Here is a 25,910-nt window from a genome sequence, read left to right as displayed (position 1 = left end):
ACATCCGGCCGAGATGGGACCGTTCGGGCGATTCGAAGGGTGGGGGTCAGACCTGGCGGTCGTCGGCGTGCCGTGCGAGGGAGCTGCCGTAGCGCTCCGTGAGCTGCACCATGAGGTCGGGAGTGTCCCGGTCGACGCCGAAGACGTGTCCGGGGAAGTCGAGCTCGGGCTGCGCGGCCGCGATCTCGGCGTCCCGGTCGGGTGAGAGCAGCTGCACCGGATCGCCGACCGCGACCCACCCGATCGGCACCACCGTCCCCGAGGGCAGCACGGCCCGGCGATGCACGATGGCGTTGACACGCACCTCGCAGCGGTCCCCGACGAGGGCCCCGTTGAAGACCCGGGCTCCGGACGCGAAGAACACCTCCTCGCCCACGGTCGCCCCGGCGATGCTGGCCAGTGTCCCGACGAGGGTGTGCGCCCCGATGTGGACGGCGTTGGCCGCGGTCGCCCGGATCAGCGCGTTCTCCATCACGATGACGTGCGCGCCGAGCGTGATCGGGCCGCCCTCCGCGGTGATCACGGCGCCGTGCAGCACCTGGCAGCCCGGTCCGAGCTCCACGTCGCCGGAGATGACGGCGGTGGGAGCGACGACGGCGGTGTCGTGGATGCGGGGGCGAGCCCCGAGGTGCTCGTACAACATGCGGCCAGACTAGCCCTCGGCGTCTGCGGCGTGCACGACTTCGGAGATCATCACCACCGGGTCACTCGGGCTTGGCGGGCTCGGGGAAGATGGCGGTGAACAGCTGGTCGACCCAGGCGAGCAGCTCCGCGTCGGGCAGCGGCTCCACGCCCACGCCGACCGCCGCGGGCACCGTGGGCATCGGCACGACGAGAGCCTCCCCGCCGGAGACGAGCTTCGCCTTCGGATACAGCCGCTGCAGCCGGACCTTGATCGAGTCCTCGAGGCGGGCGGGCGCGAGGCGCAGGTTCGACCCCATGGCCACGACGTCGGTGAGCCCGGCCCTGGCCGCCCGGCGCCGCAGTCGCGCGATCGAAACGAGTCCGGTGACCTCCTCCGGCGGCGTGCCGTACCGGTCGACGAGCTCCTCCACCACGAGGTCGATGGCGTCGTCCTTCGCGGTCGCGGCCGAGGCGGCGGAGAGCTTCTGGTAGGCCTCGAGCCGGAGGCGCTCGCTGTCGATGTAGTCCTCGGGGATGCGGGCGTCGAGCGGCAGCTCGAGCCGGAGCTCCTGCCCGGTCTCGACCTCCTCGCCGCGGAAGGTCGCGACGGCCTCGCCGATCATGCGCAGATACAGGTCGAAGCCGACCCCGGCGATGTGCCCGGCCTGTTCAGCGCCGAGGAGGTTTCCGGCACCGCGCAGCTCGAGGTCCTTGAGGGCGACCTGCATACCGGAACCGAGGTCGTTGTTGACCGCGATGGTCTGCAGCCGGTCGGCCGCGGTCTCGCTCAGCGGCTTCATGTCGTCGTAGAGGAAGTACGCGTAGGCGCGCTCGCGTCCGCGGCCCACGCGTCCGCGGAGCTGGTGGAGCTGGCTGAGGCCGTACTTGTCGGCGCGGTCGATGATGATCGTGTTCGCGTTGGAGATGTCGAGGCCGGTCTCGATGATCGTGGTCGAGACCAGGACGTCGAACTTGCGCTCCCAGAAGTCGTCGACGACCTGCTCCAGCGCGTGCTCCCCCATCTGGCCGTGCGCCACGGCGATCCGCGCCTCGGGGACCAGCTCGGCGAGCTCGGCCGCGACCCGCTGGATCGACTGCACGCGGTTGTGCACGAAGAAGACCTGCCCCTCGCGGAGGATCTCGCGACGGATGGCGGCGGCGATCTGCTTGTCGCTGCGGGGTCCGACGAACGAGAGGATCGGGTGCCGGTCCTCCGGGGGCGTGGCGAGCGTCGACATCTCGCGGATGCCGGTGACCGCCATCTCCAGGGTGCGCGGGATCGGGGTGGCGCTCATGGCGAGGATGTCGACGTTGGTCTTCATCTTCTTCAGCGCGTCCTTGTGCTCGACCCCGAAGCGCTGCTCCTCGTCGATGATCATGAGGCCGAGGTCCTTGAACAGCACCTGGTCCGTGAGGATGCGGTGCGTGCCGATCACCATGTCCACCGAGCCGTCGAGGAGGCCCTGCAGCGTGAGCCGCGCCTCCTTGTCGGTCTGGAACCGGGACAGCGGCCGCACCTTGACCGGGAACCCGGCGAAGCGCTCGGTGAACGTCTCGAGGTGCTGCTTGACGAGCAGGGTCGTCGGCACGAGCATCGCCACCTGCTTGCCGTCCTGGATGGCCTTGAACGCCGCGCGGACGGCGACCTCGGTCTTGCCGAAGCCGACGTCGCCGGAGAGCAGCCGGTCCATCGGGATCGGCCGCTCCATGTCGGCCTTGATCTCGTCGATGGTCTGCAGCTGGTCCTGCGTCTCCGCGAACGGGAACGCCTCCTCCAGCTCACGCTGCCAGGGGGTGTCCGGGCCGAAGGCGTACCCCTTCGCGCTCATCCGGGCGGAGTAGAGCTTGACGAGCTCGACGGCGATGTCGCGGACCGCCTTGCGCGCCTTGCCCTTGGCCTGCGCCCAGTCGCTGCCGCCCATCTTCGACAGGGTCGGGGCCTCGCCGCCGACGTACTTCGACAGGAGGTCGAGCTGGTCGGTGGGCACGTACAGCTTGTCCCCGGGGTAGCCGCGCTTCGACGGCGCATACTCCAGCACGAGGTAGTCGCGGACGGACTTCGCGGCGTTGCGGCCGCCGGTGGAGACCTCGCGCTGGGTCATCTCGACGAACCGGCCGATGCCGTGCGTCGCATGCACGACGAAGTCGCCCTGCTTGAGCTGCAGCGGGTCGACGACGTTCTTCCGCCGGGAGGCGAGCTTCTTGACGACGCGCTGGTCGCCGCCGATCGTGCGGCCGTAGAACTCGTTGTCGGTGAGGACGGCGAGCTTCGCCTCCGGCACCTGGAAGCCGGCCTCGACGCCGCCGACGGTGAGGGTCGCGACCCCCGCGTCCGGCGCGTCCGCGATGGTCTCGACGACCCGGGCCGCGATGCCGCGGTCGGACAGCACGTCGCGGGCGCGGTCGACGAGGCCGTGTCCGGTCGCGAGCACGACCACCCTCCAGCCCTCGGCGACCTTCGCGTTGACGAAGGCGATCGCGCCGTCGACGTTGCCGTGGAAGGAGGGGATGACGGTGGCCGCCTCGACGCTCTCCACGGTCGCGTCGCCGATCCCGAACGGGCTCAGGCGCCACCACACGCCGCCGCGGGCGCGGACGACCTCGCGCAGGTCGGCGATGGTGAGGAAGTCGCCGGCGCCGAGGTCGATGGGGGCCGAGGCCCCAGAGGTCGCCGCGCTCCAGGCGGCGTCGAGGAACTCGCGGTTCGTCTCGCCGAGGGTGAGGGCGCGGGCGGTCGAGCGCTCCGGGTCAATGACGGCGGTCGCCGTGCCCTCGGGCAGGTACTCGACGAGCGACTTGAGCGGGCCGGCGACCGCGGGCAGCAGCGACTCCATGCCCTCGACCGGGATGCCCTCGGCCATCTTCTCGAGCATGCCGCTGATGGCCGGGAAGCCCCCGATGAGCGCCCTGGCGCGCTCCCGCACCTCGGCCGTGAGCAGGAGCTCGCGGCTGGGCGGGAGGTCGACGCGCGGCACGTCGCCGGGGAGCGAGCGCTGGTCCGCCACGGAGAACGCGCGGATCTGATCGATCTCGTCGCCGAAGAACTCCACGCGGTAGGGGTGCTCCGACGTGGGAGGGAAGACGTCGAGGATGCCGCCGCGGACGGCGAACTCGCCTCGTCGCGACACCATGTCGACGCGGGAGTAGGCCCGTTCGACGAGCTGCTCGGCGACGTGGTCGAGCTCGTTGCCGCGGCTGCCCACCGTCAGCTCCAGCGGCACGATGTCGCCGAGGTTCCCAGCGATGGGCTGGAGCGCGGCGCGCACGGAGGCCACGACCACGAGAGGGCGCTCCCCGGACCATTCGGCGACGCGCCGCAGGGTCTGCAGTCGCAGGCCGACCGTGTCCGGACTCGGGCTGAGGCGCTCGTGCGGCAGCGTCTCCCAGGCGGGGAAGGTGAGCACCTCGGCGTCCGGGACGTACGTCTCCAGGGCCTGCGCCACCGATTCCGCCCGGCGCCCCGTTGGCACGACGGCCAGCAGCGCCGCCGGGTGGCCGGCCGCCGCGCGTTGGGCGAGCAGGCCGGCGAGCACGGGCGCGTCGAGCCCGTCGACCAGGCCGAGGTCGGCGTCGGTGTGCGCCCAGGCGAGAGCGTCACGATACAGAGACGCCTCTTCCAAGGCGCGCAGAATCCCCGGAACAGTCACCGGACAAGCCTAATCGCGCCCACGGACACTGCGGTCGGCTTCCTCCCCTCCCACCCCTTTCCGTGCCTCCCACCCCGTTACGGACGCGCGGAAGGGGCCGGGGCGAACCGAAGGGGCCGGGTCGAGCGTCTTAGGCTGGAGGGATGCTTCCGGTCACCCTCACCACCGCACGACTCGTCCTCCATGCCCCGACGGAGGCGGATGTCGACGCGATCACCGAGGCCTGCCAGGACCCGGAGATCGCGCGGTGGACGACGGTGCCCTCCCCCTACTTCCGGCAGGACGCGGAGGACTTCGTCGCCCTCGTCGAGCAGTGGTGGGAGGACGGCTCGCAGACCGTCTGGGGCGTCTACGCCGACGGCGCGCTCGTGGGCATGGTGGGGCTCCACCACATCGTCGAGCACGCGGCCGGCGGCCACGCCGAGCTCGGCTACTGGGTCGTCGCCGATGCCCGCGGCCGCGGCTACCTCGTCGAGGCCGCGCGGGCCGTGCTCGACTGGGGCTTCGCGGAGCTCGGCCTCGCCCGCATCCGCTGGCAGGCCGTCGTGGGCAACATCCCCTCCGCCCGCGCGGCCCGCGCCCTCGGCTTCCGCTTCGAGGGCACCATGCGTCAGGGACTCACCAGCCAGCGCGGACGGGACGACGGCTGGCTCGCCGGGCTGCTGCGCGACGACGACCGGACGCCGGTCGAGTGGCCGGTGCTCTGAACGGACGACCAACGCGTGACAGCGTCGGACCCCGGTGACAGGATGGCTGCATGCCTGAGATGCCGGAGGTCGAAGGACTCGTCGCGTTCCTCGGCGAGCGCACCACCGGACGCACGATCACCCGTGCCTCCGTGGCCGCGATCGCCGCGCTGAAGACCTACGACCCGCCGATCTCGGCGCTGGAAGGCGCGGCGATCACCGGGGCGGAGCGTCGCGGCAAGTTCGTGGTGCTCTCCTGCGGGTCCGAGCTGCACCTCGTCTTCCACCTGGCGAAGGCCGGATGGCTGCGCTGGTACGACACCCTGCCGACCACGCTCCTCAAGCCGGGCAAGTCGCCCATCGCGCTGCGGATCGCCCTCGACGACGGCAGCGGCTTTGACCTGACCGAGGCCGGGACGAAGAAGTCGCTGGCCGTGTACGTGGTCCGCGACCCCGCCGAGGTGCCCGGCATCGCGCGGCTCGGCCCCGACCCGCTCGATCCGTCCTTCACGCGCGACGCCTTCGCCGCGCTGCTGGACGACCGGCGGATGCAGATCAAGGGTCTGCTGCGCGACCAGGGCGTGATCGCGGGCATCGGCAACGCCTACTCGGACGAGATCCTGCACGCGGCCCGCATGTCGCCGTATGCGATCGCCGGCACGCTGGACGACGCCGAGATCGACCGCCTGTTCGCGGCGATGCAGGAGACCCTCGCCGAGGCCGTCGCGGCCGCCGCGGGCAAACCTCCGGCTGACCTCAAGGACGCCAAGCGCCGCGGCATGCGGGTGCACGCCCGCCGGGGCGAGGCGTGTCCGGTCTGCGGCGATGAGGTGCGCAGCGTCTTCTTCGCGGACCGCTCCCTGGAGTACTGCCCCACCTGTCAGACCGGCGGCAAGGTGCTCGCCGACCGGCGGCTCTCCCGCCTGCTCAAGTGAGGGGCGGGGACCGCCCCCCTGCCACGGAATGAAACGGGCGCGGACGCGTTGAGTACACTCAGAGCAGCAACGTGCTCCGGGGTCGGTGGGAATCCGAACCGGCGGTGACAGTCCGCGAGCGTTCCGAGTGATCGGGATGCCGATCCGGTGGAATTCCGGAACCGACGGTGATGCGAGGGACACCTCGCTAGTCCGGAAGGGAGGCAGCACGAGGCGCACGCGCGTGCGTCCGTTCCGCCACCCTGCAGCGACCCCGAGGCCGCAGAGAGGACGACGGATGGCAGTGACCGCGACAGAGCGCCGCGCGATGGATCGCGCGCTCGCCCTCGCGACCCGAGGCCCCCGCGGAGTCAATCCGCAGGTGGGCGCCGTGCTCCTCTCCCCCGACGGCGAGGTGCTGGCCGAGGGCTGGCACCGGGGCTCCGGCACTCCGCACGCCGAGGTCGACGCGCTGTCGAAGCTCGCCCCTGGCGCTGCACGCGGCGCGACCGCGGTCGTCACCCTCGAACCGTGCAACCACACCGGTCGCACCGGTCCGTGCGCGCTCGCGCTCATCGAGGCCGGGGTGGCCCGGGTCGTCTACGCCCTCGACGACCCGGGTGAGGTCTCCGGCGGCGGCGCGGAGCGGCTGCGCGCCGCGGGCGTCAGCGTCGAGTCCGGCGAACGGGCCGCGGAGGCACGCGCGCTGATCGGCGACTGGCTCTTCGCGGCGCGACGCGGCCGTCCGCACGTCACCGTCAAGTGGGCGCAGAGCCTCGACGGCAGGGCTGCAGCGGACGACGGCACCAGCCAATGGATCACCGGGGCCGAGGCGCGTGCCGACGTGCACCGGCGACGCGCCGAGGCCGACGCCATCGTCGTGGGCACCGGCACCGTGCTCGCCGACGACCCCGCGCTCACCGCCCGCGCCGGCGACGAGCTCCTTCCGCATCAGCCCGTCCCGGTCGTGATCGGCGCGCGGCCCACCCCTGCGGATGCGGCGGTGCACCGTCATCCGCACACGCCGGTGTTCTTCGACACGCACGACCTGTCGGCGGTCCTCGCCGCGCTGCACGCGCGCGGCATCCAGACGCTGTTCGTGGAGGGCGGCCCGACGCTCGCCAGCGCCTTCCTCGCCGCCGGACTCGCGGACCGTGTGCTCGCCTACATCGCCCCGGTCCTCCTGGGCGGGAGCCGCCTGGCCGTGACCGACATCGGTGTCCGCTCGATCGACCAGGCGCGTCGCCTCGTCGTGGACGAATGGCTGCCGTTGGGCGCAGACCTGCTCGCGATCGCGCATCCTGCGGACGCGGACGACCCGGACCACACGGGCCCGGAGAAGGAGGGAAGCCTCTGATGTTCACCGGAATCATCGAGGAGATCGGCGAGATCACCGCCATCGCCGAGTCGGGCGACGGCTGGCGGCTCACCGTCCGCGCCCCGAAGGCGGCCGCCGACGCCGTGCACGGGGAGTCGATCGCGGTCTCCGGCGTCTGCCTGACCGTCGTCGGCTCCACCGCGGAGACCTTCGACGCCGACGTCATGAAGCAGACGCTCGACGTCGCGGCCCTCGGCACGGCGATCATCGGCACGAGAGTCAACATCGAGAAGGCGATGCCCGTCGGCGCGCGGCTCGGCGGGCATATCGTGCAGGGCCACGTCGACGGCACCGGTGTCGTGCTGGAGGTGCGCCCGGGCGCGCAGTGGAGCGTGCTCCGCATCAGCCTCCCGGACGACCTCGCGCCGCTCGTCGTCGACAAGGGCTCCATCTCGGTCGACGGCACCTCGCTGACCGTGAGCGCGGTGAGCCCTGCGACCCCTTCGACAGGCTCAGGGACCCGGGAGGGCTCAGGGACCCCGGACGGCTCAGGGACCCGGGGCGGGCACTGGTTCGAGGTGTCGCTCATCCCGGAGACGCTGGCGGCGACCACCCTCGGCACCCGCGCGGTCGGCGACCGCGTGAACCTGGAGACCGACATCCTCGCGCGGCACGTCGAGCGGCTGCTCGCGTTCCGCGCCGCACCGGAAGGGGGCTCGCGATGAGCCTGGCAACCATCCCCGAGGCCCTGGAGGCGCTGCGCGCCGGCCGGCCCGTGCTCGTGGCCGACGACGAGAACCGCGAGAACGAGGGCGACGTCGTCCTCTCCGCCGAGCTCGCCACCCCCGAGTGGGTGGCGTGGACGGTGCGCTGGTCGTCCGGCTTCCTCTGCGCGCCGATGCCCACCGACCTCGCGGACAGCCTCAACCTCCCGCCCATGGTCGCGGCGAGTGAAGACGCCCGCTCCACCGCCTACACCGTGAGCGTCGACGCCGCGGACGGGGTGACGACCGGGATCAGCGCGAGCGACCGCGCGCACACCCTCAACGTCCTGGCCGATCCGTCCTCGACCCCTGCGAGCCTCATCCGCCCCGGCCATGTGCTGCCGCTGCGGGCCGTCGACGGCGGCGTGCGCGAGCGGAGCGGCCACACCGAGGCCGCGGTCGAGCTCATGAAGCTCGCCGGGCTCCGGCCCGTCGGCGCGATCGCGGAGGTCGTCGCCGAGGACGGCAGCATGATGCGACTTCCCGGGCTCCTCGAACTGGGCGCCCGCGACGGCGTGCCGGTCATCACGATCGAGCAGCTCATCGCGCATCTCAACGAGATCGACCCGGACGGAGCGACACCGGCCGCCCAGCGCGGACGCCGCGTGAGCCTCCGTGCCGACGCCACCGTGCCCACCGACCACGGCACGTTCCGCTTCCTCGCCTACAAGGACCGCGTCACCGGCACCGACCACATCGCGGTCGTGTCCGGCGAGCCGACCGAGACCGCGCTCGTCCGCGTGCACTCCGAGTGCCTGACCGGCGAGGCATTCGGCTCCCAGAAGTGCGAGTGCGGGCCGCAGCTCGACGCCGCGCTGGACGCGATCGACCGCGAGGGCGGCATCGTCATCTACATGCGCGGGCACGAGGGTCGGGGCATCGGGCTCATCAACAAACTGCGCGCCTACAGCCTGCAGGAGGACGGCCTGGACACCGTCGACGCGAACCTGGCGCTGGGCCTCCCGGCGGACGCCCGCGACTACGCGGCAGCGGCCGGGATCCTCACCGACCTCGGCGTCTCGAAGGTCCGGCTGCTCACCAACAACACCGACAAGGTGAACAAGCTGCGCGAGCTCGGCCTCGACGTCGTCGAGCAGGTGCCGCTGATCGTGGGCGTGGGCCCGAACAACCATCAGTATCTGGAGACCAAGCGCGACCGCATGGGCCACATCATCGGCGAGGCAGAGCTCGCCGAGGCTCTCGCGGCAGGAAAGGACGAGGAATGAGCGGCGCCGGAGCACCGAAGACGGGGAACATCGACGGGCGGGGGCTGGAGGTCGTCGTGATCGCCGGCACCTGGCACGAGGTGATCTCGAACGGCCTGATCGCCGGTGCGCAGCGGGTACTCGACGAGGCGGGGGCGACGCATCGGCTCGTGCGGGTGCCCGGTTCGTTCGAGCTCGCCGTGGCCGCACAGGCCGCCTTCGCCGGCGGTGCGGACGCGGTGGTCGCCCTCGGGGTCATCATCCGTGGCGGCACGCCGCACTTCGAGTACGTCTCGGCGGCGGCGACGGACGGCCTCACCCGGGTCTCCCTCGATGCCGGTAAGCCGGTCGGGTTCGGGCTGCTCACGCTCGACGACGAGAAGCAGGGACTGGACCGCGCGGGCCTGGAGGGCTCGAAGGAGGACAAGGGCGCGGAGGCCGCGGACGCGGCGCTGCGCACCGCCCTCGTGATCCGCGAGCTGCGCGGCTGACTCCCTCCACCTCGCGCCCGATCGCGGGCGCGAGGTCAGGCGTGCCTTGGTGGCGCGGAACGCCGCACTCTCGTACGGTGAGGGCATGGAGACCCTGCGCCACATCGTGCTCTTCGTCCACCTCATCGGCTTCGCCGTGCTCTTCGGAGCTTGGGCGGCGCAGGCGTTCGGCGGCAAGCGGGTGTTCACGCGTCTGATGACCATCGGCATGACGATCGCCGCGGTCGCCGGCCTCGCCCTCGCCGCCCCGTGGGGCCTCCCCGAAGGCGTCGAGATGAACTACGCCAAGATCGGCACGAAGCTCGTCATCCTCCTCGCCATCGGCGCCCTGCTCGGGATCGGGACGGCGCGCCAGAAGCGCGACCAGGTGGTGCCGCCGGCGATCTTCTGGCTCGTGGGCATCCTCACCGCGGTCAACGCGGCCATCGCCGCGATCTGGCGCTGAGGCGCGGATCAGCGGACGCCGCGCTCCCAGAGTGCGGCTGACTGCTCCGCGGCCCCGGCCGTCCGGATGCGCTGGCCGTTGCGTCCGCCGCGGGCGAACGTGGCCGTGACGCCCGGCGGGACGTCGGCGGTTGCCACCGGGCGCGAGGACCAGGTGCAGTCGCGCACGTGCACGAGGTCTGCCGCCACCGCCGCCGGATCGTCGTCGTAGCGCCACGGCCCCGTCAGCGTCCCGAGCCAGAAGTACCCGTCGACGTCCCGCGTCCAGACGAGGGTTCCCGTCGGAAGCGCCGCGAACCGCTCCAGCCGCCGCGCCGCTCGCTCGCCATGACGGGCATCGACGGCCGCGAGCGCCGCGGTCAGGGAGCGGGGCTCGCGGTCGAGCCGCCCGCCCATGCCGCACACCCCGCCGGCGAGCGCCCGCTCGACCGCGACCCCCGGGGCGACGGCGTCGTCGCGCGAGCGCATCGGCGCCCGGTAGGCGATCGGCCCGTCGGCTCCGTCGTCCGTCATCGGAGCGGCACCAGGGTCGCCTCGACATCGCGCCCGTCGACCACGACGTGCATCATCGTGTGCACCGGCTGCCGTCGCCGGTCGGTGGGAGAGCCCGGGTTGAGCAGGCGCAGCCCGTTCGGCGTCACGGTGTCCCGGGGGATGTGCGAGTGCCCGAAGACCAGCAGGCCGGCGTCGGGGAAGGCCAGGTCCATCCGCTTCTCGCGCCCGGTCGCGGCGCCCGTCTCATGGACGACGGCGACGGCGGTGTCCTCCACGGTGAACCGCGCGATCTCCGGCAGCACCCGGCGGATCTCGGGGCCGTCGTTGTTGCCGTGCACGCCGTGGAGCACGCGCGCGCGGGCCTGGAGCAGCTCGACGGTGGCGAGATCGACCCAGTCCCCCGCGTGCACGACGACATCGGCCTCGTCGATCGCCTGGAGCACCGCGTCCGGCAGCCGCTTCGCCCGCTTCGGGACGTGCGTGTCGGCGAGGAGCAGCATCCGCGTGGTCATGGTCCCCCTCCGGCCGGTCTTCCCCGACTCTACGCGGCGGCACCGACGCGCTCGGCACCATCGCGTCATGAACGTCCAGCCAACTCTCAGGAAGGCGTAGACTCGCCCGAGTCCGCTGGTATACCGGCGGAGGATCGGAGACCCCTTGAGCACCGCCACCACACCCGCGAACCCCCGCTCGCGCGTCATCACCGCGAGCCTCGTCGGCACCACCATCGAGTTCTACGACTTCTACGTCTACGCGACGGCAGCCGTGCTCGTCTTCCCCACACTCTTCTTCCCGAGCACGAACGACACCGCGTCGCTGCTGTCGTCGTTCGCCGTCTTCGGCGCGGCGATGGTCGCCCGCCCGATCGGTGCCGTGATCTTCGGGCACTTCGGCGACAAGTTCGGGCGCAAGGCGACCCTCGTCGCATCGCTCCTCACCATGGGCATCGCGACCTTCGTGATCGGCCTCCTGCCCACCTTCCAGCAGATCGGCTGGGTCGCCCCGCTGCTCCTGCTGATCCTCCGTCTCGCCCAGGGCTTCGCGCTGGGCGGCGAGTGGTCGGGCGCGGCGCTGGTGGCCACCGAGAACGCCCCGAAGGGCAAGCGCGCCTGGTACGGCTCGTTCCCGCAGCTGGGCGCGCCGCTCGGCTTCATCATCGCGAACGGCATCTTCCTCGCCATCAACTTCGCGCTCCCCCACCCGGAGGACCCGGCGCTGAAGTCGGAGGCCTTCCTCTCCTGGGGCTGGCGCGTGCCGTTCCTGTTCTCCGCCGTCATGGTCATCATCGGCCTGTGGGTGCGGCTCCGGCTCGTCGAGTCGGACACGTTCAAGAAGGCGGAGAAGACCAGGGCCATCCGCAAGCTCCCGCTCGCGACCGTGTTCCGGCACCACTGGAAGCAGCTCATCCTCGGCACGTTCATCATGCTGGCGACCTACGTGCTGTTCTACCTGATGACGAACTTCACGCTCACCTACGGCACGAAGGCCGCCGACCTCGAGACCGCCTCGGCCGCCGCCCGTGCTGCGGCGGAAGCGACCGGAAAAGACTTCGACCCGAGCGCGTTCGCGGCGCAGTTCTATCCGGGCCTCGGCTTCGGCTACACGGACTTCGTGCTCATGCAGATCATCGGCGTCGTGTTCTTCGGCATCTTCACGCTGCTGTCCGGGCCGATCGCCGACGCGATCGGACGCCGCAAGCTGCTGCTGTGGGTCACCGGACTCATCGTCGTCTTCGGCCTGTCGTTCAACATCTTCCTGCTCCCGCAGGCGGACCCGAAGTTCACCGGGGCCCTCACCCAGGCCTTCCTCGTGTTCGGCTTCATGCTCATGGGCACGACGTTCGGGCCGATGGGGGCCCTCCTGCCGGAGCTCTTCCCGACGAACGTGCGCTACTCCGGCTCCGCGATCGCGTACAACGTGTCGTCGATCCTCGGTGCGGCCGTGGCGCCGTTCATCGCGGTGGCCCTGTGGGCGGCTGTCGGCGGCGAGCCGTGGCTCGTGGGACTGTACCTGTCGTCGATGGCGGTGCTGACGTTCATCGCGCTCATCTTCACCCCGGAGACGAAGGACCACGACTACGAGGACGACCTCGGTCTGGCCTCCGCGGTCGAGCTCTAGGCCGACCGAACGACGAAACGGCGCCCGTGTCCTCGGACACGGGCGCCGTTCGCTGTCCGGCTGGGCTCAGGCCCGGAGGAACTGCTCGATGGCGGCTATGGTCTGCGCGGTGCTCCGGTGAAGGATCGCCGACATCCCGATCTCATGGGCGCCGCGGACGGCCTCCACGTGGTCATCGATGAAGAGGACGTCCTCCGGGGCCGCATCCATCTGTTGGAGCGCGCTGCGGTACGCCCGGCCGTCGGGTTTCGCCACTCCCAGCTCGTGGCTGTAGCAGATGGGATCGAACACCGCAGAGAACCCATAGCGCCGTTCCTCCTCCTCGCGCGCGCCGTCCGCCGAGTTCGAGAGGATCGCCACCCTCGCCCGTCCCCGCAACGTCGCGGCGTGCGCGATCAGCTCCGAGTCGGCATGACCGCAGTACGAATCCCAGAAGTCCGCACGCATCTGCGCCTGGCGGTCACTGTCGAGACGCAGCACCGCCCCGAGCCCCTCCCAGAATGCCTCAGCCACTCCCGCTTCGAGGTCGATCCGCGGGAGCGCCGCAGCCGCCAGGCGCTCGTCCGCCTCCTGGCGCGTGACATCAGCCTCACGGCACCAGCGGGCCCACCACTGGTCCTGCCAGGCGTCATCGTCGACGACTTCGAGTACGCCACCGACGTCGAACAGGATCCACTTCTCCGGCATCCGCTCACCCTAGCGGTGGAGCGGATGGCATGTTATCGGCTCGCAGAGGCTCACAGCACCACGACGTCGCAGTACCGCCCCGCCGTCTTCGCCAGCCGGCGATCGGCCGTGAGCAGCGGGACGTCGAGGGCCTCCGCGAGCGCGACATAACCGGCGTCGTACGCGGAGACGTCCTCGCGCAGCGACCAGATCCGCGGGATGAGCCGGCGCAGCGGATGGCGGGTGATCTGCAGCGCCCCGAATGCATCGAGGGCCTCGCGGGCAGCGTGTGCCGGCATCGAGGACAGCATCGTGAGTCGGCGCAGCACGGACAGGACTTCGATGTCGAGACCCGTGTGTGCATGGAACTCCTCGCCGTGCGTCCAGACCTCCTCGCCGAGCAGTGCCTCGATCGCGGCCGAGGCATCGAGCACGACCGCCTCCGACGTCCCGCTCACTCGCGCTCGTCCCGTTCGCGATCACGGGCGGTGAGGATGCTCTCACGCGTCAGGGAGACGCCGGCGGCGCGCGCCCGTGCCCGGGACGCCTCGAGAACCTGCGCATTGCTGCGGTACCGGACGAGGTCTTCCAGCTCGCGCGCGACATAGTCAACGTGCTCGTCAACACTTCTTGACAGGGGCCCGCCGCGTCAACGAATATTGACGCGAAGGAGGTCCCCATGTCTCAACCGACCACCATCGCCGCGGCCGAGGGCGGCGAACCCCTCGCCGAGCTCCACCGCCTGGCCGCGCTGCGCAAGGAGCTCGCCCGCGCCGAAGAGGCCCAGGTCCGTCGCGCCCGCACGAGCGGCTACTCGTGGCAGGCGATCGCGAGCGCCCTCGGCGTCACGAAGCAGGCGGCACATCGGCGCTTCGGCCGCACCTGAGCCCATACAGCCGCCCCATAGGAAACGACCGTCCCCCGAGTACGGTCGATGTACCATCTCCAGATCGAGGTCCCCCATGTCCCGCACGGCGACAGCACGCCGACGCGGACGGGGCGCACCGGCCGACGGGCCCCGCGCCACCTTCCGCCAGCTCCTGCCCTTCCTCTTCGAGCACAAGCGCACCCTCGTCGTCGTCGCCGTCCTCAGCGTGTTCGGTGCCGCGACCTCGCTCGTGCAACCCCTCCTCGTCGGACAGGTCATCGAAGCCGTGCAATCGGACGGCACGATCGGCGTGCTCGTGTGGCTGCTCGTCGGCTTCGTGATCGTGTCGTCGATCATCTCCGGCTTCCAGCACTACCTCCTGCAGCGCACCGGCACCGCGGTCGTGTACTCCAGCCGCCGCAAGCTCATCGCCCGCATCCTGCACCTGCCGACGTCGGAGTTCGACGCACGGCGCACCGGCGACCTCGTCTCCCGCGTCGGCACCGACACGACGCTGCTCTACGCCGTCCTCACGCAGGGGCTCGCCGACGCGGTCGGCAACGTCGTGCTCTTCGCGGGGGCGCTCATCGCGATGCTGCTCATCGACCCCGTGCTGCTGCTGCTCATCGTCGTGGTGATCGGCGTGTCGGTCGTGGTCGTCGTCGCCCTCAGCGGCCGGATCCGCACGGCGTCCACCGCCCAGCAGGAGAAGGTCGGCGAGCTGGCCTCGGGTGTCGAGCGGGCCGTCGGCTCCATCCGCACCATCCGGGCCTCCGGCGCGACCGAGCGGGAGACCGCGGCGGTGACGGAGCGGGCCTCCGAGGCGTACGGCATCGGCGTGCGGATCGCGAAGATCTCCTCGCTCGTGGTGCCGGTCGCCGGCATCGCCCTCCAGCTCTCCCTCCTCGTCGTGCTCGGCGTGGGCGGCTTCCGCGTCGCCGCCGGAGCAATCTCGATCGCGGCCCTCATCTCGTTCGTGATGTTCCTCTTCCTGCTGGTGATGCCGCTCGCCTCGACCTTCGGCGCGATCACCTCCGTCAACCAGGCCCTCGGCGCGCTCGGCCGCATCCAGGAGGTCCTCGACCTGCCCACCGAGACCCAGGACGACGCGGCCACCGCCGCCGCTCTGCCCCGTGACGAGGAGCCCGGTGCGGACGCCCCCGCCCTGGAGTTCCGCGACGTGCGCTTCCGCTACCCGGAGAACGTCGTCGCCGCCCGCCGCGCCGCCGCGCGAGAGGCGCAGACCCTGCTCGCCGACGCACACCTGGACCAGGCCGAGGCCGCCCCCGACCCGCAGGACCACGAGGTGCTCCGCGGGGTCTCGTTCGCGGTCCCTCGGGGGGCACGGGTGGCGCTGGTCGGTCCGAGCGGAGCGGGGAAGAGCACCATCCTCTCCCTCATCGAGCGCTTCTACGACCCGACGGGCGGCTCCATCCGTCTGAAGGGACACGACACCCGCACCTACGCGCGGGACGAGCTCCGCGCCCACTTCGGCTACGTCGAGCAGGACGCCCCGACTCTCGCCGGCACCCTCGCCGAGAACCTGCGGCTCGCCTCCCCCGACGCCACCGATGCGGACTGCGAGCGCGTGCTCCGCGCCGTGAACCTCGGCGACGTGCTGGAGCGGAACCCCCTCGGGGTCGACGCCCCGGTCGGCGAGGACGGCGTGATGCTCTCCGGCGGCGAACGGCAGCGGCTCGCGATCGCCCGGGCACTCCTCACGGATGCCCCGATCCTCCTGCTGGACGAGTCGACCTCGTCGCTCGACGGCGTGAACGAGCAGCGCATGCGCGAGGCCATCGACGCGGTGGCCACGGATCGCACGCTCGTCGTGATCGCGCACCGTCTGTCCACCGTCGTCGACAGCGACCTCATCGTGGTGCTGCAGGACGGCGTGGTGGTCGGACAGGGCACCCACGCCGAGCTCGTGGAGTCGACCCCGCTCTACCGCGACCTCGCCCGCCACCAGCTCCTCGCCTGACTCCCCCCTCCCCCCTCCCCTCCCTCTGTCCACCGCCGAGACCCCGCGTTTCCGCCGAGACCCCGCCTTCCGCGCGTATGCGGGGCGGGGTCTCGACGCGAAACCGGGGTCTCGACGGGAGTGAGTGCCACGAAGGCGGGGCGTCGGAGACCACTCAGCCATGGGTTCGTCTCTGATGCCCCGTCTTCGCGGGTCTATCTCGACCCGGAGGCCGAGGGTGCCGGCTCCCCCGAACCGGCACCGGTCTGGGGGCTAGGCCTTCGCGAGGCGGTAGCGCAGCGACGCGAGCTCGGTGCGCAGAGCTGCGGGCACCCGGTCGCCGAACGTGTCGTAGAACTCCTCCGTGAGGTCGGCCTCGGCCTTCCACGCCTCGGGGTCGACCGAGAAGAGCTCGTCGAGGTCTTCCGCGGGGATGTCGAGGCCGTCGAGGTTGAGGTCCTCCACGCGCGGCAGGCGTCCGATGGGGCTGTCCACCGCCGGCACGTCGCCGGCCACGCGGCGGATGATCCAGTCGACGACGCGGGAGTTGTCGCCGAAGCCGGGCCAGAGGAACCGGCCGTCCGCACCACGGCGGAACCAGTTCACCTGGAAGATGCGCGGCGCACGGTCGAACCGCAGGCCGCGACCGACCTTGAGCCAGTGACCGAAGTAATCGGCCATGTTGTAGCCGCAGAACGGCAGCATCGCGAAGGGGTCGCGGCGCAGCTCGCCGAGCGTGCCCTCGGCCGCCGCCGTGCGCTCGGAGGAGATGTTCGAGCCGAGGAACACGCCGTGGGTCCAGTCGGTGGCCTCGACCACGAGCGGCACGTTGCTCGCGCGGCGTCCGCCGAAGAGGATGACGTCGAGCGGCACGGCCTCCTCCCAGTCCTCGGAGATCTGCGGGCACTGGGCCGCCGACACCGTGAAACGCGAGTTGGGGTGCGCCGCGGGACGGCCGGAGTCGGGCGTCCAGTCGTTGCCCTCCCAGTCGACGAGGTTCGCAGGCGCCTCGTCGGTCAGGCCCTCCCACCACACGTCGCCGTCGGGGCGGAGCGCGACGTTGGTGAAGATCGTGTTGCCCCACAGCGTCTCGACCGCGGTGACGTTGGTCGACTCTCCGGTGCCGGGCGCGACGCCGAAGAAGCCGGCCTCCGGGTTGATCGCCCAGAGCCGTCCGTCCTCGCCGGGACGGATCCAGGCGATGTCGTCGCCGAGGGTCTCGACCTTCCAGCCCGGGATCGTCGGGCGGAGCATCGCGAGGTTCGTCTTGCCGCAGGCCGACGGGAACGCGGCGGCCACGTGGTACGCCTTGCCCTGCGGGTCGATCACGCGGATGAGGAGCATGTGCTCGGCGAGCCAGCCCTCGTCCCGGGCGATCACCGACGCGATGCGCAGCGCGAAGCACTTCTTCGCGAGGATCGCATTGCCGCCGTAGCCCGAGCCGTACGAGTAGACCTCGAGCGTCTCGGGGAAGTGCACGATGTACTTGTCGTCGTTGCAGGGCCACTCGACGTCCGGCTCGCCCGCCTCCAGCGGAGCGCCGACGGAGTGCACCGTCTTGACCCAGGGCGCGCCCTCGGCGATCTGGCGGGTGACCTCGTCCCCCACGCGGGTCATGATGCCGATCGACGCGACCGCGTAGGCGCTGTCGGTGATCTGCACGCCGATGTGCGACAGCGGCCCGCCGACGCGACCCATCGAGAACGGCACGACGTACATCGTGCGGCCGCGCATCGAGCCCTCGAAGATCTCGTCCATCTTCGCGTGCATCTCGGCGGGGTCGGCCCAGTTGTTGGTGGGGCCGGCGTCCTCCTCGCGCTCCGAGGCGATGAAGGTGCGCGCCTCGGTGCGGGCGACGTCGCTGGGGTGCGAGCGCGCCAGGTACGAGCCGGGACGCCACTCGGGGTTCAGCTTGATGAGCTTGCCCTCATCGACGAGTCCGCGCAGCAGCCAGTCGTTCTCGGCGCGCGAACCGTCCACCCAGTGCACGGCGTCCGGCTGCGTCAGCGCGCGGATCTCCTCGACCCAGGCGGCGAGCTCCGCCATCGCGGGGGTGTCGTAGGAGGGAGCGGTGCCGAACGTGCGCGTCGGGGCGACCGGGGACGTGCGAGGGGTGAGAACTTCGGCCATGGCCATGACTGCTCCTTCGAAGTGTGGGGCGTTGCTTCCATCTTCTTCGCCCTCGGCGCGGACTTTCGGCCAAATCGAGCGATAAGAATCACACTTCTTTCGCTAGACTCAAACTATGGCGTCCTCCGGCATCCACCTCACGACCCTCGGCCACCGCATCCGGCACCGCCGCCTGGAGAAGGGCTATACGCTCGACGAGCTGGGAGCCCTCGTCGGGGTCGCCGGCTCCCAGCTCAGCCTCATCGAGAACGGCAAGCGCGAGCCCAAGCTGTCGCTCCTCCAGGCGATCGCGCAGGCCACCGGCACAGAGGTGACCGATCTCATCTCCGGCGAGCCGCCGAACCGCCGCGCGGCCCTGGAGATCGAGCTGGAGCGGGCGCAGGAGAGTCCGGTGTTCCGTCAGCTCGGGGTCTCTCCCGTCCGCGTCACGAAGGGCATGAGCGACGAGACCATCGAGTCGATCCTCGGGCTGCACCGCGAGCTGCAGCGCCGCGAGCGCGAGGCCATCGCGACCCCGGAGGAGGCCCGTCGCGCCAACACGGAGCTGCGCCTGCGGATGCGCGCGCAGAACAACTACCTCCCGGACATCGAGAAGCTCGCGGAGAAGCAGCTCAAGGCGGCCGGCCATTCGCAGGGCGCCCTGACCCACCGCACGGTGAGCATCATGGCCGAGAAGCTCGGCTTCGAGCTCATCTACGTCAACGATCTGCCGCACTCGACGCGCTCGGTCACGGACCTCGAGAACGGCCGCATCTACCTGCCCCCGGCGTCCATCCCCGGCGGACACGGCCTGCGGTCCATGGCGCTGCAGGCGATGGCGCACCGTCTGCTCGGGCACACGCCGCCGACCGACTACGCCGACTTCCTGCAGCAGCGCCTGGAGATCAACTACTTCGCGGCGTGCTGCCTGATGCCGGAGACCGCCGCGGTGGCCTTCCTGCAGCAGGCGAAGAAGGATCGCAACCTCGCGGTGGAGGACTTCCGCGACGGCTTCGGCGTGACGCACGAGGCCGCCGGCATGCGCATGACCAACCTCCTCACGCAGCACCTCGGCATGTCGCTGCACTTCCTGCGCGTCGACTCGACCGGCGCCATCACGCGGGTCTACGAGAACGACGACCTGCCCCTGCCGATGGACGTGACGGGAGCGGTGGAGGGACAGCGGGTGTGCCGGAAGTTCCAGGCTCGCTCCGCCTTCACGGAGCAGAACCGCACCGTCGAGCACCACCAGTACACGGACACCCCGTCCGGCACATTCTGGTGCTCCACGCAGACCGGCTCGTCGAGCGAGGGCGAGTTCTCCGTCACGGTCGGCGTGCCGTTCGACGACGCCCGGTGGTGGCGGGGACGCGAGACGAACGACAGGGCCGTGTCGACCTGCCCCGACGAGGCGTGCTGCCGTCGTCCGTCGGCCGAGCTCACGGAGCGCTGGAAGGGCCGGGCGTGGCCGAGCGCCCGCGTGCACACCCACATGTTCTCGCCGCTCCCCCGCGGCATGTTCCCCGGCGTGGACGACAACGAGGTCTACAACTTCCTGGGCCGCCACGCGAGTGAGTGACGCGCCGATCCACCCCCTTACGTGCGCCCCGGCCCGTTACGCGCGGGCGTAGGGGGCCGGGAGGCGCGGAAAGGGGTGGGTCGACGACAGGTCAAGCGAGGAAGGCGGCGAAGCGGGCTAGGGCGGCGGGGACGGCGGCGGGATCTTCGGGGGGCTCGAAGAGCGTGGGAGGGGTGGTGTGGGCGGCGGCGGCGTGGGTCCAGCAGCCGATCACGCGGCCGTTCTCCACCACGGTCGCCCTCACCATCCCGTTCTTCCCCGGTCCGACGGCGGGGAGGTGCTCCGGAGCGCAGACGACGGTGCGGTCGGCGTAGGAGATGTAGTACTCGTCGAAGGCTCCGAGGGCGAACACGGACGGACGGCCCGCCGCGCGCCGGGGCGGGGTGCGGCCGACGAAGACCCCGTCCTCGACCTCGCTCACCCGGGTCGCCGCGCGCTCCGCCGCCTCCCGAGACCGCCCGAGCGTCAGCCCCGACCACCACGCGAAGTCTGCGACCCCCGCGGGCCCGTGACCCTCGACGTAGCGGACGAACAGCTCGGCCAGCGAGTCCTCCGGGCGGGCGTGATCGCGGATGTGGTCCGCCGCGAGCACGAACCGCTGCTCCCGCGTGATGCCCTCCCGCGGCACGACCGGCCCCTGCACGAGCACGCCGGAGACCGTCAGCGCGAACAGCAGGTGGATGCCGCGCTGCCCTGAGGGGTCGATGCCGATGCCCTCGAGCACCGGGAAGATCTCGCCCCTGGTGAGGCCGCCGTCGCGGAGCCGCGGCGTGAGCTCCCGGACGACCGCGTCGATCATGGCGTCGTCGATGCCGAGCTGCCGCTGTCGGGAGGCCGCCTGCTGCTGCTGTCGTGCGGCCGTGACTTCCAGCACCCAGCCGAGGTCGCGCGCGGGGATCGTGTGCAGCGTCCCCCGCATGGTCCAGGCCCGGACGAGATCCCCACGGTCGAATGCGGCGTCGACGTCGCGGAGGCGTGCGTCGCCCTTCGTCCGCACGGCCAGCGCCCACCGTCCGGCCGTGAAATCCTGGCTCTGCACCGCGAGCAGCCGCGCCGCCGCTCCCGCCACGTCCGCCTCCGGCGCGGTCAGCCCCTGCCACCGCAGCCGCTCCTCCCGCCACTGTGAGGTCTTCATGCCCCTCATCATGCCGCGACCCACCCCCTTTCGCGTGCCCCGGCCCGTTGCGTGCGCGCGCAGGGGGCCGGGTCGAGCGGAAGGGGGTGGGTCGGGAGTCAGAGGGTGACTTCGCGGCGGGTGGGGAGGACGACGGGGTGCGACCCCGCCATGGTCTCCAGCACCCGGATCACCTGGCAGGAGTAGCCGAACTCGTTGTCATACCAGACGTAGAGGATGAGGGTGTCCTCGTCGGCGATCGTGGCCAGGCCGTCGACGATGCCCGCGCGGTGCGAGCCGACGAAGTCCGTGGAGACCACCTCGGGGCTCTCCACGTAGTCGATCTGCTGCCGGAGCTTCGAGTGCAGCGACACCCGGCGCAGGTAGTCGTTGACCTGGTCCTTGGTGGCGGGGCGCTCCAGCGTGAGGTGCAGCACCGCGAGTGAGACGTCCGGCGTGGGGACGCGGATCGCGCTGCCCGTGAGCTTGCCCTCCAGCTGCGGCAGGGCCTTGGCCACGGCCTTCGCCGCCCCGGTCTCGGTGATGACCATGTTCAGCACGGCGGAGCGTCCGCGGCGGTCGCCCTTGTGGAAGTTGTCGATGAGGTTCTGGTCGTTCGTGAACGAGTGCACGGTCTCGACGTGGCCCTTCACCACACCGAACGCCTCGTCGATCGCGGCGAGCACCGGGGTGATGGCGTTGGTCGTGCACGACGCCGCCGAGACGATGCGGTCCTCGTCGGTGATCGTGTCGTCGTTGATGCCCTGCACGATGTTCTTCAGCGGGCCCTTGCCGGGCGCGGTCAGCAGCACGCGGGCGACGCCCTTCGCGCGGAGGTGCTGGGAGAGCCCCGCCTCGTCACGCCAGCGGCCGGTGTTGTCGACGACGATCGCGTCGTCGATGCCGTAGGCCGTGTAGTCGACGGCGGCCGGGTCGTCGGAGTAGATGACCTGGATGCGCGTGCCGTTGGCGATGATCTGCTCGGCGTCCTCGTCCACCGTGACCGAGCCCGCGAAGCGGCCGTGCACCGAGTCGCGCAGCAGCAGCGACGCGCGCTTGACGAGGTCGTTCTCGGAGCCGCGGCGCACGACGATGGCGCGGAGCCGGAGCCCGCTCCCGCCGCCGGTGTGCGCGATGAGGATGCGGGCCAGCAGGCGGCCGATGCGGCCGAAGCCGTAGAGCACGACGTCGGTCGGCGGTGCCGGGACCGCGCCGACGGCCGGGGCCAGGGTCTCGGCCAGGTACTCCTCGAGCGGGCGGCCGCTCTCCGCGTGCCCTTCCACGAGGCGGGCCACGTCGATCGACGAGGCTCCGGGGGCCAGGGCGTGGATGCCCTCGAGCACCGCCAGGCTGTCCTCGACCGCCAGGCGCTCGTGTCCGAGCTGGGCCACGCGCTCGTGCACCTCGACGAGGCCGGTGGCCGAGAGGCCGAGCAGGCGATGACCGTGCAACGAGGTGACCACGTCGCGCTCGCGCTTGAGAGCCCCGATGAGCGGGATCATCCGCTCCGCCAGCTCTTCGCTCGCCGTCCATTCGTCGCGGTGTGCCGCGGAATCGTTCATCTGCGTCCTTGCATGTGTGAGCGCGCGCCGAGGTCGCCGGCGCGCATGAGGTTGCCGGGGTGTTCGGGGGATGACTCCAGGGTACAAGCCGCGGAACAACGCGCCGAATCGGCCGGCGCAGGACCTCCCGTGCGCGCGAGTTTTACGTCTACACTGGTGGAATAATGAGCAGCGCACTCCTCGGCGACGACGCCGACCTCCTCGTCCGCGGCGGCCGCATCCACACCGTCGACGCCACCGATTCGGTCGCCACCGCGATCGCCGTCCGGGACGGGGTGATCGTCGCCACCGACGCCGCCGCCGAAGCCCTCCCGGCCCGCGAGGTGGTGCAGCTCGACGGTCGCACCGCGATCCCCGGCCTCAACGACGCCCATCTCCACGCCGCCTGGCTGGGCGCGCGCTGGCCGCACCTGTTCTTCTCCGACACCCCGCCCGAGGAGCAGCCGACCGGCCGCCTCGTGACCACGGCCGACGAGCGACGCGGGGCCCTGCGTCGGGCGTGGGCGCTGCTCGCGGAACTCGGCGTCACGAGCTACACGGAGCCGGGCATCGGCCCCGGCGAGGACGACGGCGAGACCGGCTGCTTCGGCACCGACATGCTCGACGCGTACGTGGAGCTGCACAGGGAGGGCGCGCAGACCTCGCGCGTCACGCTGCTGCGCCTCTTCGGGACGATCGACGGCGAGAGCTCCCTGGACGACTTCGCCGCCGGACTCCCGGTGCCGCCGCCGTCGACCGATCCCCGCTGGCTCGCGATCCCCGGCGTGAAGATCTTCGCCGACGGCATCCCGCCGATGGCCACCGCCTGGACGTCGGAGCCCTACCCCGACGGGACGTCCGGGCACCTGCTCACGCGTGGCGACGCCGATCCGCTCAGCGCCTTCCAGCAGATGATCGCGCTGGCTGCCGGTCGCGGTCTCCAGATCGCGGTGCACGCCACCGGCGACCGCTCGATCGAGGAGTTCCTGATCGCGCTGGAACGGCACGGCCAGACACCCCCGCCGCCAGGACCCCACCACATCGTGCACGGCGACCTCGCGACCCCCGCGCAGATCCGGCGCGCGGAACGCCTCGGCGTCGGCTTCGCCGTGCAGCCCCTCATCGCCGCGCACACGCACTCCTGGGCGGCGGTGCAGCTCGGCGAGGCCCGCGCCGCCGCCGCGTGGCCGCTGTCCGCGATGCTCTCCTCCGGGGCGCTGACCACCGTGACCAGCGACGCCCCGATCGCCACGCCGGACTGGCGCCCCAGCCTCGATGCGTCCCTCGCCCTCCTCGCCGCCGACGGCCGGACGGACGACGCCGCAACGCGGCGCCGGCTGCTGCGCACCATGACGGCCGACGCCGCGATCCAGGACGGCGCCGCGAGCTGGAAGGGCACCCTCGAGCCCGGCAAGGTCGCCGACATCACGGTGCTCGACGAGGATCCGTGCAGCCCGGGGCGCCCGTTCGCCGCCCTCCAGGTCGAGCGCACGATCGTCGACGGCCGCACGGTGTTCACGCGCGACTGACCGCACGAACACCGCGAAAACGGCGGGCGGCATGTTCACGCATGCCGCCCGCCTCTGATCCCCCTCGGACCAGTCTCGAACCGCGGTCGTCAGACCGCGGTGGCCAGAAGCACGCGCGGGCTCCCCGGCAGGGCGACGGTGTCGCGCACCGCCCATCCGGCGTCCGTCAGCCAGCCGCGCACCTGGGACTCCGGATACACGACGGTGCCGTCGATCACGAGATACTCCCCCGCGTGCAGGGCGTCCAGCGCACGCTGCTCGTCGTCGTCGTCGAGGAAGAAGTCGAGCACCGTCAGCGTCGCGCCGTCGACCGCTGCGGCACGGAGCCGACGGAAGATCTGCGCGTTCTCCTCCGCAGAGAAGCGGTGGATGACGTGGTTGGCGAACACCGCGTCATAGGCACCCTCGGGGGCCGCGGTCGCCGTGTCCCCCACCTCGACGGCAGCCCGGTCGGCGACGCCTGCGGCCGCGACCGCCGCGGCCACGCCGTCCTCGAACCCCGGGGCGTAGACGAACGTGGTGTGCAGCTCGGGGTTGCGCGCCATGACGGCGAGGGCGAACTCGGCGGACAGACCGCCGAAGTCGAGGGCCTTCGTCGCGCCGGCGAGGTCGACGAGCCGGCCGAACTCCTGCGCGTGCAGGCGGTTGTACGTCATGACGCCGGCCATGAACGTGCCCCACCGCGCGTCGTCCATCTGCAGGTCGCCGGGCTCGGTCGTGTCGACCGTGTGCGCGAACTGCAGCCAGTGCGGGTAGCTGATCTCGTCGAGGAACGTGAGGAACGGAGCGAGGTCGATCACCGCGTCCTCCCCCGTGAGGTAGGCCGAGGCGTCGGACGCCAGGGCGTAGCGCCCCTCCGCCCGGACGAGGAGACCCTTCGCGGCGAGGGCGTCGGCGAGCAGCCGGGCGATCCGCTCGCTCACCCCGCAGCGCTCGGCGATCGCCGTGGCGGTGTCCGCGCCCGCGGCGACGGCGGCGAACAGCCCGATGCGGCTGGCCTGGAAGAGCTGCTTCGCGGCCATGTAGCCGGTGGCGATGTCGAGGATGCGGGCGGCGTCTGGGGTGGGGGTGTCGGTCATGGCGAATGCCTTTCGGTATGTCTACGAACGTGGGAAATAAAGGACGGGAAGAGGCCGGGCGTCGGTCTCGGGGTTCAGTCCGCGAGGAACCCGCGCACGGCTTCGCGGAACGCTGCGGTGTGCAGGGCCACGAGGTGATCGCCGGGGACGCGCCGCACGCGGACGTCCGCCAGCCGCGCGGCGAGCTCGTCGATGCCCGCGGCCATCGGGTCGTCCTCGCCGCCCAGGAGCAGCACCGGCATCGCCGGCGCTCCGGCCTCGGGCGCGAACGGCTCGGCCGCGAGCCCTTCGATGAGGTCGAGCAGATCGTCCGGGCGGTTCCCGGGCAGGCTCACCATGTGCACGATCATCCCGGTCAGCGGGTCGACGGGCGCCGGTCCGCCGGCGAGCGCGGCCCGCGCGGCGGAGAGGTCGACGAGCGCGAAGGGCTCCCCCGCGCTGAGGCCGCCGAGCACGAGACGCCGCACCGCGACACCGGGGTGCCGTGCGAGATCCCACGCGAGCCGGGCACCGAGCGAGTAGCCGACGAGGTCGACCTCGTCCGGGCCGATCGCGTCGGCGAGCGCGTCGAGCACCGCGGAGGTCGGCACGACGCCGAGCCCGGGGGCGTCGCCGTGCGCCGGCAGATCGAGGACCCGGCGCGGCCGGTCGCCGAGCACCGCCGTCCACTCGCTGTCCGGCCAGTCCTGCGTGCCGCGCGAGGCGAGGCCGTGCAGGAACACCACGGGTCGTTCGGGGGGAAGGGTCATGACGGGCCGT

At 71.6% G+C, this 25,910-nt stretch carries 23 protein-coding genes and 1 riboswitch; of the genes, 12 read left to right on the top strand and 11 right to left on the bottom strand.

Annotated elements, in window-relative coordinates; all coding sequences use genetic code 11:
* Positions 1-46 precede the first annotated feature (46 nt).
* Together WFJ36_RS01055 and mfd are read right to left on the bottom strand one after the other, a co-directional pair.
* Positions 47-643, bottom strand: coding sequence for a gamma carbonic anhydrase family protein (locus WFJ36_RS01055; RefSeq protein WP_025103909.1), 597 nt, complete (start codon positions 641-643; stop codon positions 47-49).
* A 61-nt stretch (positions 644-704) separates the two neighbouring features.
* Positions 705-4,271 carry a transcription-repair coupling factor gene (gene mfd, locus WFJ36_RS01050; protein ID WP_336642468.1) on the bottom strand — a complete coding sequence of 1,189 codons (3,567 nt, stop codon included), beginning with the start codon at positions 4,269-4,271 and terminating at the stop codon, positions 705-707.
* Positions 4,272-4,414: 143 nt separating this feature from the next.
* Between mfd and WFJ36_RS01045 the strand changes: the two genes are divergently transcribed.
* The 7 genes from WFJ36_RS01045 to WFJ36_RS01015 all read left to right on the top strand — a co-directional run bounded on the left by WFJ36_RS01045 (position 4,415) and on the right by WFJ36_RS01015 (position 10,094).
* The gene (locus WFJ36_RS01045) at positions 4,415-4,978 is read left to right on the top strand and encodes a GNAT family N-acetyltransferase (RefSeq protein WP_071328128.1); all 564 of its coding nucleotides are present in this window, start codon (positions 4,415-4,417) and stop codon (positions 4,976-4,978) included.
* A 50-nt stretch (positions 4,979-5,028) separates the two neighbouring features.
* Positions 5,029-5,892 (top strand): Fpg/Nei family DNA glycosylase, encoded by an 864-nt coding sequence (locus tag WFJ36_RS01040; protein ID WP_071328127.1) that lies wholly within the window; start codon positions 5,029-5,031, stop codon positions 5,890-5,892.
* A gap of 68 nt (positions 5,893-5,960) precedes the next feature.
* A riboswitch (FMN riboswitch) is annotated at positions 5,961-6,105 on the top strand.
* 64 nt (positions 6,106-6,169) lie between these two features.
* Positions 6,170-7,228: a bifunctional diaminohydroxyphosphoribosylaminopyrimidine deaminase/5-amino-6-(5-phosphoribosylamino)uracil reductase RibD gene (ribD, locus tag WFJ36_RS01035; RefSeq protein WP_336642467.1), complete on the top strand. Its 1,059-nt coding sequence runs from the start codon at positions 6,170-6,172 to the stop codon at positions 7,226-7,228.
* The gene (locus WFJ36_RS01030) at positions 7,228-7,914 is read left to right on the top strand and encodes a riboflavin synthase (protein WP_336642466.1); all 687 of its coding nucleotides are present in this window, start codon (positions 7,228-7,230) and stop codon (positions 7,912-7,914) included. Before ribD ends, WFJ36_RS01030 begins: the two co-directional genes overlap by 1 nt.
* Positions 7,911-9,179, top strand: coding sequence for a GTP cyclohydrolase II (gene ribA / locus WFJ36_RS01025; RefSeq protein ID WP_336642465.1), 1,269 nt, complete (start codon positions 7,911-7,913; stop codon positions 9,177-9,179). Before WFJ36_RS01030 ends, ribA begins: the two co-directional genes overlap by 4 nt.
* Positions 9,176-9,649, top strand: a complete 474-nt coding sequence (gene ribH / locus WFJ36_RS01020) for a 6,7-dimethyl-8-ribityllumazine synthase (RefSeq protein ID WP_025103903.1) — start codon at positions 9,176-9,178, stop codon at positions 9,647-9,649. The genes ribA and ribH overlap by 4 nt, the downstream gene beginning before the upstream one ends.
* Before the next feature lie 85 nt (positions 9,650-9,734).
* A complete protein-coding gene (locus tag WFJ36_RS01015) occupies positions 9,735-10,094 on the top strand; it encodes a Fe-S protein (protein WP_071328707.1) in 360 nt (119 codons plus the stop codon).
* An 8-nt stretch (positions 10,095-10,102) separates the two neighbouring features.
* Here WFJ36_RS01015 and WFJ36_RS01010 read toward each other — a convergent pair whose 3' ends face one another.
* Positions 10,103-10,606, bottom strand: a complete 504-nt coding sequence (locus WFJ36_RS01010; protein WP_292788909.1) for a GAF domain-containing protein — start codon at positions 10,604-10,606, stop codon at positions 10,103-10,105.
* Positions 10,603-11,100 carry a metallophosphoesterase family protein gene (locus WFJ36_RS01005; protein ID WP_336642464.1) on the bottom strand — a complete coding sequence of 166 codons (498 nt, stop codon included), beginning with the start codon at positions 11,098-11,100 and terminating at the stop codon, positions 10,603-10,605. Before WFJ36_RS01005 ends, WFJ36_RS01010 begins: the two co-directional genes overlap by 4 nt.
* A 145-nt stretch (positions 11,101-11,245) precedes the next feature.
* Here WFJ36_RS01005 and WFJ36_RS01000 point away from each other — a divergent pair, with 145 nt between their 5' ends.
* The gene (locus tag WFJ36_RS01000) at positions 11,246-12,706 is read left to right on the top strand and encodes an MFS transporter (protein ID WP_336642463.1); all 1,461 of its coding nucleotides are present in this window, start codon (positions 11,246-11,248) and stop codon (positions 12,704-12,706) included.
* Positions 12,707-12,772: 66 nt separating this feature from the next.
* Here the strand turns inward: WFJ36_RS01000 and WFJ36_RS00995 are convergent, their stop codons facing one another.
* Positions 12,773-13,393, bottom strand: coding sequence for an HAD family hydrolase (locus tag WFJ36_RS00995; RefSeq protein ID WP_336642462.1), 621 nt, complete (start codon positions 13,391-13,393; stop codon positions 12,773-12,775).
* 50 nt (positions 13,394-13,443) lie between these two features.
* A complete protein-coding gene (locus WFJ36_RS00990; protein ID WP_292788903.1) occupies positions 13,444-13,830 on the bottom strand; it encodes a type II toxin-antitoxin system VapC family toxin in 387 nt (128 codons plus the stop codon).
* Between the two features lie 221 nt (positions 13,831-14,051).
* Between WFJ36_RS00990 and WFJ36_RS00985 the strand changes: the two genes are divergently transcribed.
* A complete protein-coding gene (locus WFJ36_RS00985; RefSeq protein WP_060923460.1) occupies positions 14,052-14,258 on the top strand; it encodes a hypothetical protein in 207 nt (68 codons plus the stop codon).
* 76 nt (positions 14,259-14,334) lie between these two features.
* Positions 14,335-16,221 carry an ABC transporter ATP-binding protein gene (locus WFJ36_RS00980; RefSeq protein ID WP_336642461.1) on the top strand — a complete coding sequence of 629 codons (1,887 nt, stop codon included), beginning with the start codon at positions 14,335-14,337 and terminating at the stop codon, positions 16,219-16,221.
* Positions 16,222-16,473: 252 nt separating this feature from the next.
* On the opposite strand, the gene WFJ36_RS00975 is transcribed toward WFJ36_RS00980, so the two are convergent.
* Positions 16,474-18,336 carry a phosphoenolpyruvate carboxykinase (GTP) gene (locus WFJ36_RS00975; RefSeq protein ID WP_442927800.1) on the bottom strand — a complete coding sequence of 621 codons (1,863 nt, stop codon included), beginning with the start codon at positions 18,334-18,336 and terminating at the stop codon, positions 16,474-16,476.
* Between the two features lie 109 nt (positions 18,337-18,445).
* Between WFJ36_RS00975 and WFJ36_RS00970 the strand changes: the two genes are divergently transcribed.
* Entirely contained in the window at positions 18,446-19,888 is a 1,443-nt protein-coding gene (locus WFJ36_RS00970) for an XRE family transcriptional regulator (RefSeq protein ID WP_071328117.1), read from the top strand.
* A 91-nt stretch (positions 19,889-19,979) separates the two neighbouring features.
* On the opposite strand, the gene WFJ36_RS00965 is transcribed toward WFJ36_RS00970, so the two are convergent.
* The gene (locus tag WFJ36_RS00965) at positions 19,980-21,023 is read right to left on the bottom strand and encodes a winged helix DNA-binding domain-containing protein (protein WP_336642460.1); all 1,044 of its coding nucleotides are present in this window, start codon (positions 21,021-21,023) and stop codon (positions 19,980-19,982) included.
* A 98-nt stretch (positions 21,024-21,121) separates the two neighbouring features.
* On the bottom strand, positions 21,122-22,564 hold the full coding sequence (locus WFJ36_RS00960) for a glyceraldehyde-3-phosphate dehydrogenase (RefSeq protein ID WP_071328116.1): 1,443 nt from the start codon (positions 22,562-22,564) through the stop codon (positions 21,122-21,124).
* 164 nt (positions 22,565-22,728) lie between these two features.
* Between WFJ36_RS00960 and WFJ36_RS00955 the strand changes: the two genes are divergently transcribed.
* Positions 22,729-24,072, top strand: coding sequence for an amidohydrolase (locus WFJ36_RS00955; protein WP_336642459.1), 1,344 nt, complete (start codon positions 22,729-22,731; stop codon positions 24,070-24,072).
* A gap of 89 nt (positions 24,073-24,161) precedes the next feature.
* Here the strand turns inward: WFJ36_RS00955 and WFJ36_RS00950 are convergent, their stop codons facing one another.
* Together WFJ36_RS00950 and WFJ36_RS00945 are read right to left on the bottom strand one after the other, a co-directional pair.
* Positions 24,162-25,151 carry a methyltransferase family protein gene (locus tag WFJ36_RS00950; protein WP_292788885.1) on the bottom strand — a complete coding sequence of 330 codons (990 nt, stop codon included), beginning with the start codon at positions 25,149-25,151 and terminating at the stop codon, positions 24,162-24,164.
* Between the two features lie 74 nt (positions 25,152-25,225).
* Positions 25,226-25,900, bottom strand: coding sequence for an alpha/beta fold hydrolase (locus WFJ36_RS00945; protein WP_336642458.1), 675 nt, complete (start codon positions 25,898-25,900; stop codon positions 25,226-25,228).
* Positions 25,901-25,910 lie beyond the last annotated feature (10 nt).

The sequence above is a fragment of the Microbacterium sp. MMO-113 genome (assembly GCF_037148555.1).
Classification (GTDB): domain Bacteria; phylum Actinomycetota; class Actinomycetes; order Actinomycetales; family Microbacteriaceae; genus Microbacterium.
This window is presented reverse-complemented; position numbering and strand designations above follow the sequence as displayed.